This is a genomic window from Chryseobacterium artocarpi (genome assembly GCF_001684975.1).
Lineage (GTDB): Bacteria > Bacteroidota > Bacteroidia > Flavobacteriales > Weeksellaceae > Chryseobacterium > Chryseobacterium artocarpi.
In genome coordinates, this window is the sequence record NZ_MAYH01000034.1 from 189,220 (window position 1) to 207,575 (window position 18,356).

Annotated in this window: 14 protein-coding genes; 7 read left to right on the forward strand and 7 right to left on the reverse strand. The window is 32.8% G+C overall.

The genetic code is table 11. The features are described from left to right. Positions 1-1,281 precede the first annotated feature (1,281 nt). The 6 genes from BBI01_RS12500 (at position 1,282) to BBI01_RS12525 (ending at position 11,009) form a co-directional block, all read left to right on the forward strand. Positions 1,282-2,109: a cell wall anchor protein gene (locus tag BBI01_RS12500; protein WP_083190098.1), complete on the forward strand. Its 828-nt coding sequence runs from the start codon at positions 1,282-1,284 to the stop codon at positions 2,107-2,109. A 12-nt stretch (positions 2,110-2,121) separates the two neighbouring features. Next, on the forward strand, positions 2,122-2,598 hold the full coding sequence (locus BBI01_RS12505; RefSeq protein WP_065395008.1) for a T9SS type A sorting domain-containing protein: 477 nt from the start codon (positions 2,122-2,124) through the stop codon (positions 2,596-2,598). A 20-nt stretch (positions 2,599-2,618) separates the two neighbouring features. Then, positions 2,619-9,317, forward strand: a complete 6,699-nt coding sequence (locus BBI01_RS12510) for a SpvB/TcaC N-terminal domain-containing protein (RefSeq protein ID WP_123862146.1) — start codon at positions 2,619-2,621, stop codon at positions 9,315-9,317. Then, on the forward strand, positions 9,283-9,897 hold the full coding sequence (locus BBI01_RS12515) for a hypothetical protein (RefSeq protein WP_123862147.1): 615 nt from the start codon (positions 9,283-9,285) through the stop codon (positions 9,895-9,897). The genes BBI01_RS12510 and BBI01_RS12515 overlap by 35 nt, the downstream gene beginning before the upstream one ends. Before the next feature lie 109 nt (positions 9,898-10,006). Beyond that, positions 10,007-10,552 carry a hypothetical protein gene (locus BBI01_RS12520; RefSeq protein WP_065395011.1) on the forward strand — a complete coding sequence of 182 codons (546 nt, stop codon included), beginning with the start codon at positions 10,007-10,009 and terminating at the stop codon, positions 10,550-10,552. A gap of 1 nt (position 10,553) precedes the next feature. Further along, positions 10,554-11,009, forward strand: a complete 456-nt coding sequence (locus BBI01_RS12525) for a hypothetical protein (protein WP_065395012.1) — start codon at positions 10,554-10,556, stop codon at positions 11,007-11,009. 360 nt (positions 11,010-11,369) lie between these two features. Here BBI01_RS12525 and BBI01_RS12530 read toward each other — a convergent pair whose 3' ends face one another. The 7 genes from BBI01_RS12530 to aceB all read right to left on the reverse strand — a co-directional run bounded on the left by BBI01_RS12530 (position 11,370) and on the right by aceB (position 16,728). Next, positions 11,370-11,720, reverse strand: a complete 351-nt coding sequence (locus tag BBI01_RS12530) for a helix-turn-helix domain-containing protein (RefSeq protein WP_228394001.1) — start codon at positions 11,718-11,720, stop codon at positions 11,370-11,372. Between the two features lie 528 nt (positions 11,721-12,248). Continuing rightward, positions 12,249-12,377 carry a helix-turn-helix domain-containing protein gene (locus BBI01_RS22555; RefSeq protein WP_228394002.1) on the reverse strand — a complete coding sequence of 43 codons (129 nt, stop codon included), beginning with the start codon at positions 12,375-12,377 and terminating at the stop codon, positions 12,249-12,251. Positions 12,378-12,664: 287 nt separating this feature from the next. Further along, positions 12,665-12,820, reverse strand: coding sequence for a hotdog family protein (locus BBI01_RS23090; protein ID WP_228394003.1), 156 nt, complete (start codon positions 12,818-12,820; stop codon positions 12,665-12,667). Beyond that, a complete protein-coding gene (locus BBI01_RS23095) occupies positions 12,810-12,962 on the reverse strand; it encodes an acyl-ACP thioesterase domain-containing protein (protein WP_228394004.1) in 153 nt (50 codons plus the stop codon). The genes BBI01_RS23090 and BBI01_RS23095 overlap by 11 nt, the downstream gene beginning before the upstream one ends. Positions 12,963-13,093: 131 nt before the next feature. Further along, on the reverse strand, positions 13,094-13,663 hold the full coding sequence (locus tag BBI01_RS12535) for an OmpH/Skp family outer membrane protein (protein WP_065395013.1): 570 nt from the start codon (positions 13,661-13,663) through the stop codon (positions 13,094-13,096). Positions 13,664-13,848: 185 nt separating this feature from the next. Next, positions 13,849-15,129, reverse strand: a complete 1,281-nt coding sequence (gene aceA, locus BBI01_RS12540; protein WP_065395014.1) for an isocitrate lyase — start codon at positions 15,127-15,129, stop codon at positions 13,849-13,851. Positions 15,130-15,153: 24 nt separating this feature from the next. Then, positions 15,154-16,728, reverse strand: a complete 1,575-nt coding sequence (gene aceB / locus BBI01_RS12545) for a malate synthase A (RefSeq protein WP_065395015.1) — start codon at positions 16,726-16,728, stop codon at positions 15,154-15,156. A gap of 126 nt (positions 16,729-16,854) precedes the next feature. On the opposite strand from aceB, the gene BBI01_RS12550 reads away from it, so the two are divergent. Then, a complete protein-coding gene (locus BBI01_RS12550; RefSeq protein ID WP_065395016.1) occupies positions 16,855-18,327 on the forward strand; it encodes a helix-turn-helix domain-containing protein in 1,473 nt (490 codons plus the stop codon). Positions 18,328-18,356 lie beyond the last annotated feature (29 nt).

Below are 18,356 nucleotides of genomic sequence, written 5' to 3' on the forward strand. Positions count from 1 at the left end.
AATGGAATTTCAATTTTAACATTCTGAATTTATACAATTCCTATAAAGCTGTCCCTACAGTTGAAAATAATTTATTTTTTTGTGTTAAAATCTTCATTTCTAAGGCAATTTCCACACATTAAAAAACAAGTAAGAAATCTTACCAGGTTTAATAAAGAGATGGTTAATCTTCCGCCTCAATTCCCATTTTAAACGATTCACACTCCATAAATCCTTCAATTTTTTTCTTCACGAGAGTTCCTACTGTGAATAAGGCAAAGAGTCCTATCAATACTAAATGTACTAATCACATGTAAAAAATAACTTATTTTTCTTTATTATAAATATTCAGGTTTTATTCAAAACATCACTTTTTAGTAAAACTTTTAAAAAATTTCATTGCTCAGGGTTTTGCCCCCAAAAACGGCTTCTTCAAAAATAATATCACATCAGCGCTTTTACCATTTTGCTTAAATCTCTTCCGGAACAAATAGAAAAAATCTTGAGCTTTTCCGAAAGTACATAGTTTTTCTTTTCTATGCAAACACTATGAATAAAGAATTTACAAGTATATTTTATAATTTTTAATGATGTTGTGACGCATTCTAAAGCATTCTTATTATAATAGTAAATTTTCCTGATATATCAACAAAAAAAGACCTTTCTTCATCGCGAAGATATATCCTAAGAATAGACCTTCCAATTATTTCTAATATCAACCACTTACATATTTTGAAAATAATATTTTACTGGATTCTACAGATACTTTTTCCTCATTTTATAGAAGAATCTTGAACTAAGGAGCAACAAACGACAAGCGTTTTGAAAAAACAAGGAGTCTAAGGAAGTAATGACTGAAAAATTATACTGATCACAGTATCACCAAATTAAATAATCTATATTTTTTTATTTCACATTTCGTGAAAATTTTATTTATCTACATTAGTCACTTTGAGAATGCTCAGTGAGCACTGCGGTTTTTAAGCATTTGTGTTTTAGACAGCTTTTTAAAGTTATCTTTTTCTTTAAATTAGAATCAGATATAACCAAAATTACGCCTTAATAATAAAACCAAGTATAAATGGGGGCATTTTACGTAGAATTTATAGTAAATAATTTAAATAAAATTTAATACGTCAAGTCTAGTCGTTGTATCGTGATAGCTTTGCATTATAACATTTTAATTGCTAAAGGAACAGATAAAGTTCAAACTAAATCGATTAAATAAATCTTTTTATTGTGAAATGGAAAATGTACTTTTGCAGGAAAATTAAAATATAAACATTTAATACATACACAATTATGAAAAAACAATTATTTTCGATGGCGCTACTAGTGTCATCATTTACATTTGCACAAAGTTGGAATACAACAGGAAATTCAGGGACTAATCCATCCAATAATTTCATTGGGACTATAGATAATCAACCTTTAATATTGAAGTCTAATAATAATGCAGGATTTCGTTTATTACCATCGGGAGATGTAAGAATCGGTTTAAATGATACTGATACGGCTTCTCCAGCAGAACTAAAAGTTTATAATAGTGAAAATACTCTTGTTGAAGTTGCTAATTCATTAGGGAGGTTTCAAATTGCTAAGGCTGGATGTGATGGTTGTTATTCGGATAAAGCAGGAGATACTGTTCTTAGAAATTTAGGAAAAAACCATAATATCATTATTGCTCAGCCTAATGATGCTAATGACGGTTCCACTTATTTCGGTATTCAAGATTCTTATAATGGAATATGGGTCAAATTTTTCAACAACGCCATTGCCAGATTTGATGGTAAAATTAAAGCTAAAGAAGTTGAAGTAAAAGCTAATGTATGGGCTGATTATGTATTTAAAAAAGAATATCAACTGAGATCTTTAGAGGATGTTGAAAGACATATTATTGAAAAAGGACATTTACCAAACATTCCCACTGCTCAGGAAGTACTCAAAAACGGAATTAACGTTGCTGACATGAACTCCAAACTTCTTGAGAAGATTGAGGAATTAACACTATATTCTATTGAGCAAAACAAGAAATTACAACAACAGTCAAAAAAGATTGAAGTATTAGAAAATCAATCCAAAGAACTTGAAAAGTTGAAACAACAGGTTCAACAGCTTTTATCAAAATAAAAAGAATCACAAATGAAAAGAAAATTACTATCACTATCATCTCTGATGGTGGGCTTCTTCGGTTTTTCACAAACAGAAGTTTATTTCAAATATGATGAAGCAGGAAACCAACGATATAGAGGAACTAATATAGCTGAAAAAACAACACAAGAGTCTGCAAAAACTGAATCCAAAATCATTGCTGCAGCTCAAACTAAGCCAGAATCACAGATGATAGATGAAGCTTATTTTTGGAAACAAATCAGGCTTTACCCCGTTCCAGTAAACGATGTGCTAACTATTGACTGGACAGAACAAGTAGATGGATTGATAGAATCTGTTTCACTCTACCAGCATAGTATAGTTCACTGGAAATTCCAACAGCAGAATACACCTGATCTTAACAAGCAAGCCAAGATTAACATGACAGGATATGATTGGGGAGTGTATATTGTACGCTTTACACTAAAAGACGGTAGAGTTTTCAGTAAAAATATTACCAAACGATAAGAGCCATGAAACATTACAATATGAAAATAAAGGTATTTTCAACAATTATATTGTCTCTGTGTTCGGTATTGGGTTTATCGCAGACCATATTATATCAGGCAGAAAGTACCTCGAGAACTGTACAAGATCCACAATCGGTGGTGTTAGCCCCAGGTTTTTTGGCTTCATCCAGTTCATCAAATCCTTTTATTGCTAGGATCGGTCCTTCTATTGAGAATCCTGGTGGAGGACCTACGGATTCAAATGCAGGTGCTACTAATCCTAGTGGAACACCTCCTAATCAAGTTTTCCATGATACTAAGGGAAACATTGAGGTAAATGGAGCAGGACAATTGCAATTTACTTTACCTATTGCTTTACCCCCAGGGGTAAAATCTATAGCTCCACAGATTAACCTTTCTTATACCAGTGGATCAGGGAGTGGAATCGCTGGATATGGGTGGAATATTTCAGGTATTACCTCTATTTCAAGAGTAGTAAAAAACATTGATAAAGATGGTGATGCTAAAAGTATTCAGTTAGACTACTCTGATTATTATAGTTTTAATGGACAGCGATTGATTCTTAAATCAGGGGAATATGGAAAAGATGGAGCTGAATATGTAACGGAGAAGTATTCCAATATTAAGATAAAATCTATTGGTTCCATATCAGGACAAATATGGCAAGGACCTGAATATTGGGAGGTGACTTTTGAGGATGGATCTCAGTCATGGTATGGGGCAATCGCTTCGGGAAATAGTACAGCCAGAACACCATTGGAATATAATATTGTAAAATGGAAGGATGCACAAGGGAATTATATTACTTATAGCTATACCCAGAACAATTCTAATAATATAGCGATAATTTCGAGTATTAGCTGGGGAGGAAATGAAAATCTTGGGAAAGCCCACTTTAATAGCATTACATTTAATTACAATACAAATACCACAAGAAACCTAAATGAAATATCATATATAGGTGGAATTTCACTGTTTCAAGATAAACTTTTAAACGACATAGTTGTAAAATCTAATAATAATCAATTTAAAAGATTTCTAATTGAATACAGTAATAATGGTTCAAATTATCAATTTGTGAATAAAATAACTGAGTTTAATGCAGACAATAAGCCTGCAAATCCTATTCAGTTTGAAAATGAGCTATCTCCTGAATCATCAAATACTTTTAATAAAAATTCTAGGTTTGACGAAATATATGGAGATAATGTTGTTTCAGGAGATTTTAATGGTGATGGAAAATTAGATTTTATCAAAGGAAATACATTAATGCTTAGCAGGCTTGATGGTTTAGGAAGTTTTGTAAATATTAATTATACAGGAACGGTTATAACTCGTGGTAATTACCCTAAAGGTAATGGAGTAATGCCGTCGAACGATATATTCTTTACTTATGAATGGATTTCTGGATCAACTTATAAATTAAATCTTAGAGCCTATAATTTTAATGGATCCGGAGTTGATGAAATCATGTTAAAACAATTTGATTTTTCTTCATTTGGGTTTTCAGATCTAACAGGTTATTATGGAAACCAACATGGACCAATAGATTATATGCTTAGTGATTTAAAATTTCTTGAAGGAGATTTCAATGGTGATGGTATTTCTGAATTTATTATTACTACATTAAAAGATGTATATGAAGAAATTTGGGGGCAAGATTGGAACGGCTATCCTGAATTACAAGGAACTGCAAATCTTGGAAGTGAGGTTTTTGAATTTTACCTTGACCCATTACAAGGAATACTAAAAAAGAGAGATTATCCACTAACGGATTATTCTACTAATAAGGGACAGTATACTTTTATCTCATCTGCCTACTATAAACCTATACCGTTAGGTGATTTTGATGGTGATGGAAAAACAGATTTATTTGGATTGAAAGACGGGACTAAAATCTACTCTCTAAATCTTGCCACAAAGGAATTTGATTTAAAAGTACAATCATCCGCTCAGATCTCTGTTAAAGGAGTCGCATTACTAGGAGATTTTAACGGTGATGGAAAAACCGATGTAATGTCTCCAGTAGCAGAAGACTCATCAGATTGGAAAATGTTTATTTCAACCGGTAAAGGTATTATAGAGTATTATTATTCAAATTTGTCACTTTATAAGCCTCAGCATACTGGATCTCCTACTAAACGAAGAAATACCATAAAAAATTACTTTGTACCTGACCTAAATAAAGATGGGAAAAGTGACCTCCTTCAATTCCAATCTGAGGTATGGTTTAGAGAATGGGCAATCAATAATCCGGACTCGAGCTATGGATTTGTTTATTTTAGAAATGACGGAGTTGACACAACAGGGAAACCCATATTTACCGTTGCTCATAATCTTGCTTCTAAAGAAGAAACAGCATGGGGGGATAAGAATGATGAAGACATTAACTACTCTAATTATGGTGAACACTTTTTACCACTAATAGGAAGTTTCCGACTGGCACAGCTCAATACTGATTTTGCTATTATTCATAAAACCAAGCTTATCACATGGGACTTAGGAAATAAGTTAGATAAGATGGCAAGGATTAAATCTATAATACAAGGAGGTGTAAAAACCGATGTAGAATATTCTCCTTTGATAAATGAAGGAAACATTTATAAATCATATTTAGAGACTACTACTGTAAATTATCCTTATGTTAATATTAAAGAGAATCTAAACCATTATGTTGTCTCAAAACTAACCCAAGGAGAAAGAAAACAGGAATTTAGATACAGAGATTTAATAGGACATTTGCAAGGTAAAGGAATTATTGGTTTCAGACAAACGGCAAGATCAACATTCTATACCAATGGTTTTGAGAACACAAAAATCTGGAGTGGTTCTGAAGTAAATCCTATTAATGAAGGGTTGCCGTATAAGGATTGGTCTATTAGAACAATGGATGAAAACAAAATTTTTCCTGTAGATATTTCGTTAAATAACACTCAATTATTAACATTCAAACAATATGATTATAAAATTGATAAGTTATTGAATGGAAATGTGGTTACTAATGTTTCTAATGCGGATAAATCTAAAATAGTTCTTGCCATTAATCCGTCCGTAACAACATCAAAAGATTTTTTAACCAATACTAAAACAATTCATACTGTAGAGCAATATGATAATTTATATCTTCCTAAAAAATCCATAACGAATATTAATGATGGTTATGCCATATCAACATCTGAATTAGAATACTATCCACCTAATATTACTCCTGGAATAAATTATAGCATTGGAAAACCTAAAGTTAAATCAGAAACTGTTCAGGCATACGGTGATACAAAATCTGGTAAGGAAGAATATACTTATGAAAATAATCTTTTAAAAACATTAAAAATATGGAACAGAAATAATACTGGATATTTGCTTGAAACCTATAGTAATGATGGTTTTGGAAATATTACCCAAAAAGCAATAAGTAACAGTATTGATACTCAAATTCAAACAAATACGAGTGAATATGATCCAAAAGGAAGATTTGTAATTAAAAAAACAGATAACTTAGGATTAGAAACTCATATTGAGTATAATGATTGGGGACAGATTAAGAAGCAAACAGATCCTTTAGGGAATTTCTTTATTAATACTTATGATAATTGGGGTAAATTATTAACTTCCAAAACCAATTTAGAAGGAACCACCACCTATCAGTATGAAAAAGATAACAACGCTAATACAATTGTTACTCAATATGACCCTGACGGAGATATTTCAAAAAAATATACCAACAAATTAGGGCAGGAATACATGATTTCCACTAAAGCTTTTAAACAAGGTTATTTTGTGTTAAAAGCGACGCAATATGATGTATTAGGAAGAAAGATTAAAGAATCTGAACCTTTTTTTGAATGGCAGGGAGTAGAGCAATGGAACACTATAGAATATGATGATACTGTTTTCCCAGCTAAAGCAAGGGCTACTTCATTTAATGGAAAGAAAATGGAGACTTCTGTTTCTGGGCTGACTACAACACTAAAAGAACTCAACGGTTACGGAAGAACTACCTCAAAAACAACTGATGCCTTAGGCAATATAGTTTCTTCAACCGATAAAGGCGGAACGATACAGTTTTCTTACAACGCAGCCGGAGAGCAAATTAAAGCTCAATATGCTGAAAATATTGTTACGACAAAATATGACTCCTGGGGAAGGAAGTCAGAATTTAACGATCCTTCCAATGGTATTTATAAATATGAATATGACGGATTCGGGCAACCCAAAAAGACTATCAGCCCGAAAGGAACCAAAGAATATAGTTACAATGCTTTAGGACAATTGATTTCTCAAAAAGAACTTTCTACTGTTGATGGAGGGGAAGCAACTAATAAATTAATTTCTTTCTCCTATGATAATAAAGGACGGATTATTTCAAGATCAGGAACCTCGAAAGGAAAATCATACAGTTCCAATATCAGTTATGATCCACAGGGGCGAGTTTTATCATCTTCGGAAAGCAGTAATGGAAAATACTTTATCCAAAAAGGTATTACCTATGATGATAAAGCAAGGGTGGTTTCTTATGAGAAGCAATTATATTCTTCTGGTGTTCTTACCAAGGTTCAGATTGAAAATGTGTATAGCACCTGGAATGGAGAGCTTACACAGGTAAAAGATAAAATAACTGGTAAGAGCCTTTGGGAGCTTAAGGAAGCCAATGCCAAAGGTCAGGTTTTAAAAGCTAAATTAGGAGTAACAGATGTTAATAATATCTATGATGCCAACGGATTCTTAACGAATGTTAACCATTCATCAGCTGTTAAGCCAGGCATTCTGCAACTTTCTTACTCATTTGATGCTATAAAAAATGAGCTGAAAAGCAGAACTACAGGAGGAGATTTCAATATCGTAGAATCTTTCGATTATGATGATAACAACCGATTAATTAACTGGACGAATCCTGTAACAGGCATTAAGCCTTCTGCAAACCGAAACAGTTATGATGTTAAAGGTAGGATTATGGAGAATGACCAGGTGGGAACAATGAAGTATGAAAATTCCACTAAAATCTACCAGCCAACGAGTATGACCTTGAATGCTGCCGGAACACAAAATTACAATAATGATCTGATTCAAAGAATTACCTATAATGAGAACAATGATCCAGTTTTCATTGACGGAATGAAAGGAGATGTAGCCTTCCAGTACGGCTTAACTTCAATGAGGCAAAGAGTGACGTATGGAGGTAATTTCAGCACAGATGGAGAAGGAAAATTTACAAAGTTTTACAGTGAAGAGGGAAGCTATGAAATCGTAAGAGATAATACGACTGGAAAGGAAAAGCATATTTTGTACATCGGGGGAACACCTTATGAATCTAATATTATATATTTAAAGAACTTTACGGAGAGCAGTGGTTCTTACAAATTTTTACATAAGGATTATATCGGAAGTATTTTAGCCATCAGGGATGAAGAAGGAAATAAACTGGAACAAAGACATTTTGATGCTTGGGGTAATTTCACCCACCTTCAAATTGGAAATGGAGCAATCATTACAGATAAAAATATAATTGATAATGCTTCGTTATTAATAGACAGAGGCTATACGAGTCACGAGCATTTTGCAGAGGTGGGAATCATCCACATGAATGGTAGATTGTATGATCCGTTGTTAAGAAGATTCTTGAATGCTGATGAAAATATTCAGGATCCTTACAATACCCAGAATTATAATAAGTATGGGTATGTATTTAACAATCCATTGATGTATAATGACCCGAATGGGGAGTTGGTTTGGTTTGTACCTATCATAGCAGCTGTAGTCTCGGAGTTTTTTACTATGTATTATACACAGACTCCGTTTAATGGAACACGTTTCGCAGGAGGTCTTGCGATGTCATACGCAAGTGCTGGAATAACAGGAGCAATAGGAGATGTATTTAAAATAGCTTCTGTAGCGGGAGCCCTTGTAGTCAAAGCAGGAGCACATGCTCTTACGCAGGGTGTTTTTTCCACTGTACAAGGAGGGAACTTCTGGAGCGGAGCACTAAGTGGAGCTTTTGCCAGTATTTCAAGCGATTTGTTAGGTATGGCAATAAATAACTTAGGAGCAAATAATATACTGAGAAGTGATGCCTTTGCCCTATTTAATGGAGCAGTAAGTGGTGGTGTTGGTTCTGTATTGGGAGGTGGAAACTTTTGGATGGGTGCAGGACAAGGATTAATGGTTACAGCTTTCAATTATTTGATGCATCAACAAATATCTAGACAACAATCATTAGAGGCAATTAAAAAGAAGCATCCTAGATTTTATGAGGTTCTTTCTAGATTGCCAGATTATCTTAAGAATAATCCTCAAATATTAGAACAACTTTCTATAGATTCAGGAGTGGAACAGGCTAAGATACTCAGTTATATGGATGTTAAAAATACAGAAGGACAAGTGATTTTATTGAAAAATTTCTCAAAATCACACAGATATGGAGAATCCGGATATAGTAGCAAATATGGGCATGTAAGTTATATTTCTGCTAGTTTTGTTAGAGGATTAGATATAGCTTCTTTGCAAAGTACAATAAATGCCACTTCATTCTTATTAGCAACAACAGTACTGCATGAATTTGTACATTGGGGGAGAGCAAGTCTTATACTTCCTTCTTTTGCTCCCAATAATAAATGGGGTGAATCTGATTACGGAAACTATTGGGAACTTAGAACATTTGGTAATGAAATATTTAAAAGTAATGCATATGAGATGTCAGTTAAATATAATTGGAAATTTTAAAATATTATTTTCTTCTCTTCTGATTTTTACATTTTTTTCTTGTTATAATAATGAAAACATAAATGTAAAAATAGGAAGAGAAATTATTAATCAAAATATAAATAAATTTATTAATAATTCATATGGAATAACTTCTAAAAAGAAAATTCACTTTATCGTAAGAAAAAAAGTTAGTGATGAAAATTTTATTGTTGAAAATTGTAAAAATATAATTAACATAGAAGGCTTTAACTTAAATGAAAACTGTCAACAAGATTATTTTAATTTGATAAATAAAGAAGGGTATAATATAGATAAAAACTCAAAATACATATCTTTTAATATTGATAATCTTTCAGGTGATTTAAATAGCTATAGTTTAGAATTAGTAACAAAACAATCACGCATAAACTACAATGAATATGTTGAATTGCAATTTTGTAACTTATTTATTAATGAAAAAAAAGAAAAAGCTTTTATAATAGTACAAGAAAATGATATGAATATAAAAAAGAATGGAGGAAAAACAGATATTTATTTTTTTGAAAAAAATAATGACAAATGGCAAATTGTAAAAAAACAAATTTTAGAAACCTCATAATACAGAGGTTATTGGAGTTGTTTGATGTTTGAAAATTAAGTGGCTCTACTTTCTTTAACAGTACTATACATGGAATATAGATTATATACTTGGAGGAGGAAGCTTCTGGATGGGTGCCAGACGAGGACTTATTGTTACGGCTTTTAACTATCTGGCGTATAAAGAAACTACTGTTGTAGAAGAAACTAATACTGAAGGAGACTGCCCTACTTGTCCTAAAAATGCTAAAAATGGTGATATATACACAGAAAATTCGTTTTCAATTTTGGATAAGAACACTTGGAGCAATTTTAGCAAGGCTAAAACTTATACCTATTTTGGAGGAGAATGGAGTGAAATTAAATATATAACAGGTGATGTGCCTCTTGGTCCGGGTGGTGTATTTAAAGGTGCAGGTCTATTAAAAAAAATGCCGTCTTTAGATGCTACAGGAAAAGTTCATGGAGCATTGCCTAGAGTGAAGGACTTTGTTAATTTTTCAAAAGGTGAATTAAAAATATTATTAAATGAATTGAAACAAAGTGTTCCAAAAAGAATCAAAAGTACAACCTTAAAAGGTCCTAATGCAAGTAAGTTACAAAATAGGCAGCATGGTCAAAGGCAGGGCGCTGAACAAGATCTGATAAAATCATTAGAGAAATTTTTACGTAAATAGCATGAAATCATTAGAAGAACTACAAAACTTATTATTATTGGAAGTTAATCAAAATATAAAAAAAATAAACTTTGCCCAACATATTGATTATTATAATGAAATAATGGGCGATACATCAATATTATTAACTTCAATATTAGAGGAACATTTACTAGAAGATAAAAATTGGGATAAAAATAGATGGTTAGATGATTGTTTATTAACTAATGTAAGGCTATTGTCAAATGATAACTTTTCAATAAACGGAATAATGATTTGGGGAAGAAATGATACTTTAGAAGAATGGACTCAACCCTTTTATTTTGAAATGCACGCTTCTAATATATTAAATCAATATGAATTTTTATTTGTAGATATAGATAATCCAGAAATCTCTTATGAAGAATTCAATATGGATCGTCATTATTGGAATTATAAAATAAAGCACTGGAAGTATAAATTTAAGTCGTATTGGTAGGATAGACCATTATCTTTTTTGAGACCAGAAGCTTATATTTTTTTATTATGCTCACTTTAATATTTCTTAAATTCCTGTAACAACCGTTACAGGAACTTTTATTTTACTTCTTGGGGTATGTAAGAAGGTATAATATCCTGGAGTTTATATTATATTGATTCTTCTAATAATAATTTAAGAGTAAAAAAAATATTTGATGGTAGACTTCTATGTTTTTCAGACAAATTGAAATTATTAAATTTAGTTTGTTAAACATTATGAAAAAGAGCAAATTTTCAGAACATCAGATTATCAGAATATGAATCTGGAAAAGCGACAAAAGAAATCTGCCAGTGTAAGCTTTTCAATTTTGTTATCATTCTAAATGATAGATTCTTTCAGTTTTCTATTTTCTTCTTTTAGTAATGCTATATAATCCAGTAAATTTTTAATAAGCTCAACATTCAAATCATTGTTCGAAGCACTTTCAGCTACCCCAATCGCTTTATTTGTATTTCCTTTAGGTTCTTCAGTTTCTTCATTCTCATAAATTTCCTCAATACTAACACCAAGAAATTTTGAAATCTTTTCCCATTCTTCTTTTGTAATTTTTACATTTCCGGTTTCTTTTCTGCTATAATTAGAAACATTTGTTGACATGAAATCAGCCAATTGCTGCTGAGTATAACCCTTTTGCTTGCGTATTTTACATAATTTTTCCTTTTGTATCATTGTTTTTTACAAATATGCAAAAAAATGCAAGGCATTAATAATATATTTTTTTTCATAGTCCGGAACTTCTTTTTTTAAGAGTACTATTCGACTGTAAGCTTTAGATTTTTTTAACCGCTCTTTCTTTTAACTTCTTCATCTCATAAATGGTAAAACGAAAGCAAGACGCTCCGACTTAGGGACAGAAAGCTTAGGACGACCTCCCAGTTTTCCTCTTTCTTTGTATTGATTTTGTCTATCAATATTCTCAAATTTTTCTTTAAATAAAGATTCCCAATCTTCAAAATTTTCTCCTTCTATAATTTGATTATTTTTTTTATTTTTATCTGATTAAATATTATTCTTCTGATTAGAAAGTATCTAATCAACTGGCTCTCCAAAATGGAGAGCTTTTATTTTTTTATCCCTTTGTTTTTTCCGACTATAAATAGTTATTGATAGTACTTTCCACCTCGGATATTTTTGTGTTTTGGAAGTTTAAGCTTCTCGAAAAAGTGATCATCATCCTGAAGGTTATCTAATCCCTTATCAAGTATACTTTTTGGCAGTATTACGTGAGATACCCAGTTGTTTGCTTATCTGCAATTTACTTACTCCCTGGGCGTATAATCGTAATAATTGTTTGATGTTTAACACGTCTATTCTTTTACTAACCATTGATATTTTTGGCTAAGTTATTCAAGATACGCATTCTGACTTTTTTGGTGGTCAATTTGAGCAGTAATCAACTGATCACTTTTGCAGGATTAGGATGGTCAATTCAAGGATTCTATAATAAACATCATTATTAGCCAAAATCAAGACGATATCTGAACTAATTTATCCTTATAAGAAATAAACAGTTGACGTAAAAACTAATTATTATCAATATAGCATTATCACAATTTAAGCTGAAAATCAACAATGTACGCTAAGAAATCATTACTGCTTTTAATAAAAAATAACTATTGATAATCATTACAGTAAAATTCAACTTTTCTCGGCTGTTTTGCGCCTTCAGGAATTTGCGGATACGTTTTCACGGTGATAATGTCATTGAGGTAGACCTGTTTTTTATATTGAATATGATGATCCAAAAGCATCCAGGCATCATTTTTCATATTCTGTATTTTGCTTCAAAAGATCCCAATGTTCTGCGGCTACTTCCTCTACCCAATGAACATATTGTACATTATTGACATGTCTGTTTTGATCAATATGTTCTTCTGTAACTCTGATTTGTTTTTCATGCATTAAATTCATCTCGCGTAAATGTTTACTCAAATTTATGACTTAAAATACAAATACATCAGTCTCTTCAGTACAAAAAACAATAAAAAACGGAACCAGATATTGATCTGATTCCGTGTATGTTATTTACTATGTTAAGTTTATTATTTCTTAGCTGCCGGCTTAGTAGCAGTTGCAGAAGCTCCTAGCTTTGTTTTTACCTGAGCTGTAATATCTTCACTTCCATCTGTATACACAAGGTTGTTTGCTTCCTGCGCTGAAACGTCAAATACATAACTTAAGTTTCTTTCTTTAGCCACCGCTGAGATCGCAGCTTTTACTTTCTGCTGAATTGGAGTAATCAATTCTCCTTGCTTTGTAGAAATTTCTTTTGCAGCCTGAGCTCTGCCGTCTTCAATTTTCTTTCCTAAACCTTGTAGTTCAGTCTGAGCAGCCATCAGTTCTTTAGTTACTGCTTCTTTATTCGCTTCAGTTAATGTTTTTTCTTTGTCCTGAGCAGCCTTCAGTTTTGTCTGATATTCAGTGATCAGTTTTTCAATTTCGCCCTGCTTTGCCTTGGTCAGGTTATCAATAGTAGCACCAGCTGTTTTTACTTCAGCTAAATTTGCAAAAATATCTTCTGTATTTACATTTCCGATCTTCTGCTGAGCATTTGCAACATTTGCAGTTAGTGTCAATCCTGCTGCAATAAAAAATAATTTAATTAGTTTCATTGTTATCTCTTTTATTCAAAAACTTTTGTTTTTTTCCGGTTCCAAATATAAATGTAATTTTTCATTTAACTATTATCACTTAAAAAACAGTTATAAAACCTTAAAAACAAGCTTGGATTTTATCCATTTCAAATAAAAACCTTCCCGAAATGAGAAGGTTTACATCAAAAAAATATGGAAAATGATTAATGAAACTGAGCCGTTTCTGTAGAGTCTTTCATTGCTACGGTAGCCGAGGAACCATTGGTAACAACATTTTGCACCTCATCAAAGTATCCTGTTCCTACAAAAGACTGATGTTTTACTGCTCTAAATCCTTTTTGCTGTAAAGCAAACTCACGCTCCTGCAGTTCTGAATATCCAGCCATTCCTCTTTCTTTATAAGCTAATGCCAATTCAAACATTGCCGTATTCAACGCATGGAACCCTGCTAACGTGATAAACTGGAATTTGTATCCCATTTTTGCCAATTCTTCGCGGAAAGTAGACATTTCTTCAACACTTAGCTTTGCCGCCCAGTTGAATGATGGTGAACAGTTGTAAGCAAGCATTTTCCCTGGAAACTTAGCATGAATACCTTCTGCGAACCTTCTTGCCTGCTCCAAATCCGGGTTGGAGGTTTCCATCCAGATCAGATCAGCGTAAGGAGCGTAAGATAAACCTCTGTCGATACCTTGTTCTACTCCGTTTTTTACCACATAAAACCCTTCAGAAGTTCTCTCTCCAGTCACGAATTTTTTATCTCTGTCATCGATATCTGAAGTCAGTAAATCTGCCGCATCCGCATCTGTTCTTGCAATAATAAGTGTTGGAACACCCAATACATCCGCTGCAAGGCGAGCTGCAATTAATTTATTAACGGCTTCCTGAGTAGGAACCAATACTTTCCCTCCTAAATGACCACATTTCTTTGCTGAAGAAAGCTGATCTTCAAAATGAACTCCTGCTGCACCTGCTTCGATCATCTGTTTCATGAGTTCAAAAGCATTGAGGTTTCCTCCAAAACCTGCTTCGGCATCTGCAATAATAGGCACCAGATATTCTTTATTTCCTGCTCCGCTTACAGATTGTACCTGATCTGCTCTTATTAAAGCATTATTGATTTTTTTCACTACTGAAGGCACAGAATTTGCCGGATACAATGACTGATCGGGATACATTTCTCCAGAGAGATTAGCATCAGCTGCCACCTGCCATCCGGAAAGGTAAATTGCTTCCAAACCAGCATCTACTTCCTGTACAGCCTGGTTACCCGTTAATGCTCCCAGTCCAGCAACAAAATCCTGGTTATTTAATTTATCCCAGAATTTTTTAGACATTTCCGTTGCAATCGTATAATCTATTTTATAAGAACCACGAAGTTTTAAAACTTCTTCCGCCGTGTAAGGTCTTTTTACACCGTTCCAGCGTGGATTTGTCAGCCAATCTTGCTCTATAGCCTGGATTTGTTCTTGTCTTGTTTTCATAATATTTGGATTTTGTTTGTTGATTTAAATAAAAGGATATGCTTTTAGGGTTAAAAATTCTTCAAAGTTTTCTGAGAATATCAATTCATTGAAAAGTTCTTTGGCGAGATTAAACTTTCCGTTTTTAAAACGTTCTTCACCTACATATTTTTCAATATTGTCCATTTCTTCTCTTTCCCATTGAAGGATCATATTTCTCGTCAATGTTCTGTCATCACTTAATACCGCTTCATTTTTCAACCATTGCCAGATCTGCGTTCTTGAAATTTCTGCCGTGGCAGCATCTTCCATAAGATTATAAATTGCGGCTGCCCCTACTCCCATCAACCAGCTTTCGAGATATAGAATTCCAACATTGATATTTTTACGGACTCCTTTTTCTGTAATCTCACCTTTTGGAATTTCCAGCAGATCTTTTTCCTGGATGTGATACTCAACTTTTTTATCAATCTGATTTTTTGAAGGCATATATTGATCAAAAATGTCTTTCGCAACTGAAACCAATGCAGGATGTGCCACCCAAGTTCCGTCATGACCATTTTTCACTTCTCTTTCTTTATCACTTCTTACTTTTTCAAAAGCGATATTATTAGCTTCATCATCATTCTTTACAGGAATTTGTGCAGCCATTCCGCCCATGGCATGTACATTTCTTTTATGACAGCCTTCGATTACCCTTTTGGAATATGCACTCATGAAAGGTGAAGTCATTGTTACCTGATCTCGATCGGGAACTATAAATTCCGGCAGGTTTCTGAATTTTTTAATATATGAGAAAATATAATCCCATCTCCCACAATTCAGTCCTGAGCTATGTTCTTTTAACTGATATAAAATTTCATCGATCTGAAATGATGCTGTAATGGTTTCTATTAAAACAGTTGCTTTAATGGTTCCTTGTGGAATTTCAAGGTAATCCTGAGCAAAAGCAAATACTTCATTCCACCAAGCAGCTTCTTTATAATGTTCAAGTTTGGGTAGATAAAAATAAGGTCCGCTTCCTTTTTCCAAGAGTTTTTTTACGTTCCTGAAAAAGTAAATTCCAAAATCAATTAATGAACCGGATGTCACTTCATCATTAATTTTAATATGTTTTTCAGGAAGGTGTAATCCTCTGGGACGAACAAGCAGCACTGCAGTTTTTTCATTAAGCTTGTAAGCTTTTCCCTGTTCGTTAACAAAATCAATCGTTCGGTTAATCGCGTCTGTAAGATTGATCTGTCCTTCCATACAATTTTCCCAGGTAGGAGCTGTACTGTCTTCAAAATCTGCCATGAAGGTTAATGCACCTGAATTAAGCGCGTTAATAATCATTTTTCTATCTACAGGACCTGTAATCTCTACTCTTCTGTCCAATAAATCTTCTGGTAATGGAGCGCACACCCAATTTTCGTTTCTGATTTCTTCGGTTTCTTTTAAAAATGTAGGAAGAACACCATTATCAAATTCTTTCTGAGTTTTTTTTCTTCCTTCTAAAAGTTCTGACCTTTTATGATTAAAATTCTGATGAAGTGCAACCAGAAAATCTACTAAATCAGGAGTGAAAATTTCTTCAAACTGCTTCTGTGCCGTAATTTTTAATTGTACCTTGGTTTCCATAACATATTGATTTTGAGATTTGATGTTACAAACATAAATAAAAATTTTCACAAACAGCGAACGTTCGCTAAATTTATTTAAAAATTATTATGCGAATAATCGCATCTAAATATTTATATTTGAGTAATGAATTCAGAAAGCGACTTTATCAAAACGGTTTTCGGGCTAAAACTGAAACAACAGAGACAAAAGAAAAATTGGTCTCTGCAGGATCTTGCTGTAAAGACAGGATTATCAAAATCTTATCTCAATGAAATTGAAAACGGAAAGAAATATCCGAAACATGATAAGATCATTCAGCTTTCTGAAGCACTGAATTGCACTTTTGATGATCTTGTTTCCACAAAACTGGATAAAAGCTTAGCTCCTTTTAATGAAATTCTTCAATCTGATTTTTTTAAGGAGGTTCCTTTGGAGTTATTTGGGATCAACAAAAACAATCTCATTAGTATCATCAGTGATGCTCCTAAAAAAGTAACAGCTTTTATCAATGCTCTGATAGAGATTTCACAGAATTATAACTTGGGAAAAGAAAGATTTTATTTTGCTGTGCTAAGATCATTTCAGGAGTTGTACGATAATTATTTTCCGGAAATTGAGGAGAAGGTTAAGCAATTTATTGATGAAAATCATTTACAAATTGAGAAGAACTTAAAGTCTGATATTCTGGAGAGTATTCTTACCGAGAAGTTCGATTACAGAATTCAATCTGAGGATTTTGAAAAGTATGGAACACTGGATAATCTACGTTCTTTATTTATTCCTGAGAAAAAACTATTGTTATTGAATAAAAAATTGGAGAAGGATCAGAAAACTTTTATCCTTGCTAAAGAAATAGGGTTCAACGTTCTTGAGTTAAAAAATCGTCCTACTACTTATTCATGGCTTGATTTCGGAAGCTTTGAAGAAATCCTGAATAATTTTTATGCATCTTATTTTGCCGGTGCTTTATTAATTTCAAAAGATACTGCAATTGAGAAGACTTCAGAGTTTTTTCAGCAAAACACTTGGGAACCTAAAGGTTTTGAACAGTTGATTAATAGTTTCACCAATTCACCTGAAACATTTTATTATCGTCTGACTAATATTCTTTCTGCGGAAATGGGCATTAAGGATCTGTTCTATCTTTGCCTTGTTAAAAAGAAAGATTCTGACAAAATCCAAATCTTAAAGGAACTTCATTTGAATCATCAACAGGCTCCTCATGCAAATGCGACCAACGAACATTATTGCCGCAGATGGATAGCCGTTAAAAATCTCCATCATCTAAAGGAAAATGAAACGCTTACGGACGCTCAGATCTCACATTATAAAGATCAGGGAATAAGTTATCTGGTTATTTCCACTTCACAAAGAAATCCTTTTTCTGATGGAAGCAACAGAAGTTATTGCCTGGGGATTTTATTGAACTCTCAGACCATTAAGAAAATTGGTTTTATAAAATCTCCAACATTAAAAACCATCAATGTAGGCGTAACCTGCGAATCATGCAGTATTCCAGATTGTGAAGTAAGACAGGCACCTCCGGTACGATTGGAAAAGGAACATTTCAACCTTAGCATGAAGAGTGCTATTGAGAAGATCAGAAAAGAATTTTAAGCATAAGTGTTTGAGTGTAAAAAAATTTT

What these genes read in the sequence shown, in the direction of transcription:
- BBI01_RS12500 (WP_083190098.1), top strand. Translation starts at nt 1,282, where the DNA reads ATGAAAAAACAATTATTTTCGATGGCGCTACTAGTGTCATCATTTACA.
- BBI01_RS12505 (WP_065395008.1), top strand. Translation starts at nt 2,122, where the DNA reads ATGAAAAGAAAATTACTATCACTATCATCTCTGATGGTGGGCTTCTTC.
- BBI01_RS12510 (WP_123862146.1), top strand. Translation starts at nt 2,619, where the DNA reads ATGAAAATAAAGGTATTTTCAACAATTATATTGTCTCTGTGTTCGGTA.
- BBI01_RS12515 (WP_123862147.1), top strand. Translation starts at nt 9,283, where the DNA reads ATGAGATGTCAGTTAAATATAATTGGAAATTTTAAAATATTATTTTCT.
- BBI01_RS12520 (WP_065395011.1), top strand. Translation starts at nt 10,007, where the DNA reads ATGGGTGCCAGACGAGGACTTATTGTTACGGCTTTTAACTATCTGGCG.
- BBI01_RS12525 (WP_065395012.1), top strand. Translation starts at nt 10,554, where the DNA reads ATGAAATCATTAGAAGAACTACAAAACTTATTATTATTGGAAGTTAAT.
- BBI01_RS12530 (WP_228394001.1), bottom strand. Translation starts at nt 11,720, where the DNA reads ATGATACAAAAGGAAAAATTATGTAAAATACGCAAGCAAAAGGGTTAT.
- BBI01_RS22555 (WP_228394002.1), bottom strand. Translation starts at nt 12,377, where the DNA reads ATGGTTAGTAAAAGAATAGACGTGTTAAACATCAAACAATTATTACGA.
- BBI01_RS23090 (WP_228394003.1), bottom strand. Translation starts at nt 12,820, where the DNA reads ATGAAAAATGATGCCTGGATGCTTTTGGATCATCATATTCAATATAAA.
- BBI01_RS23095 (WP_228394004.1), bottom strand. Translation starts at nt 12,962, where the DNA reads ATGAATTTAATGCATGAAAAACAAATCAGAGTTACAGAAGAACATATT.
- BBI01_RS12535 (WP_065395013.1), bottom strand. Translation starts at nt 13,663, where the DNA reads ATGAAACTAATTAAATTATTTTTTATTGCAGCAGGATTGACACTAACT.
- aceA (WP_065395014.1), bottom strand. Translation starts at nt 15,129, where the DNA reads ATGAAAACAAGACAAGAACAAATCCAGGCTATAGAGCAAGATTGGCTG.
- aceB (WP_065395015.1), bottom strand. Translation starts at nt 16,728, where the DNA reads ATGGAAACCAAGGTACAATTAAAAATTACGGCACAGAAGCAGTTTGAA.
- BBI01_RS12550 (WP_065395016.1), top strand. Translation starts at nt 16,855, where the DNA reads ATGAATTCAGAAAGCGACTTTATCAAAACGGTTTTCGGGCTAAAACTG.